The following is a 263-nucleotide window of genomic DNA, read 5'->3' as shown; positions in this document are numbered from 1 at the left end:
CTGCGGTCCCACAACTGAAATCGCACAGCTTCAGCGCCCGCGCTGCTGAATCCTGAATCCAGGACCCGGCGATTCACTCACGGGGGACGCGCACCATGCCCTCTTGCGCGACGCTCGCAAGCAGCAGGCCGTCGCGCGTGTAGATGCGCCCCTGCGACAGGCCCCGGCCGCCCGTCGCGTTCGGGGACTCCTGGGCGTAGAGCCTCCACTCGTCACCGCGCCCGAACCGGTGGAACCACATCGCGTGGTCGAGGCTCGCCGCC

Annotated in this window: 1 protein-coding gene; it reads right to left on the bottom strand. The window is 69.6% G+C overall.

Translation table 11 applies throughout. The features are described from left to right. Window positions 1–73: 73 nt before the first annotated feature. On the bottom strand, window positions 74–263 hold a 190-nt coding region (locus FVP33_RS18990; RefSeq protein WP_187270814.1), incomplete at its 5' end, for an acyl-CoA thioesterase.

The organism is Lacisediminihabitans profunda (assembly GCF_008040105.1).
Taxonomy (GTDB): domain Bacteria; phylum Actinomycetota; class Actinomycetes; order Actinomycetales; family Microbacteriaceae; genus Lacisediminihabitans; species Lacisediminihabitans profunda.
The sequence above is the reverse complement of the archived record's forward strand: the minus strand, read 5'-3'. Positions and strand labels throughout refer to the sequence as shown.